1 protein-coding gene is annotated in these 376 nt (G+C 32.7%); it reads left to right on the top strand.

The genetic code is table 11. From position 1 onward, the window contains the following. Positions 1-376, top strand: a 376-nt coding sequence (locus A9G30_RS12940) for a hypothetical protein (RefSeq protein WP_176700863.1), incomplete at both ends; no start/stop codon positions are given.

Raw genomic sequence — 376 nt, forward strand, 5'->3', positions numbered from 1 at the left:
CAATGATTTTATTATCAAAATACCGACAATCGATGAACTTAAATTATCGCCGACCCAAAACTATTACGATGAAGATGGTGATAAAGGTAAAACATCAGAACAAGGTACTTTTTCTTTTAGTTCAATCAACTTTAAATGGTTTGATAATGCAGGGCAAGAAATTGAAAAATCACAATATAATAAAGTCATTGGTTGTGGTAGTGGATTTCAAATGCCACTTAAGTTAGCTATTACCCTTTCTGATGTGCAAGTCCATTCTGAATATGGCGATCCCAAAGATAGCCAATTATCTAATTTAACCAAAGTCTATCAAATCAACACCACATCAGAGATCTGTTTTGCTAAACCCAACCAAATGATAGTCAATAATAAACAA

The sequence above is a fragment of the Gilliamella sp. Fer4-1 genome (genome assembly GCF_001690515.1).
GTDB lineage: Bacteria > Pseudomonadota > Gammaproteobacteria > Enterobacterales > Orbaceae > Gilliamella > Gilliamella apicola_C.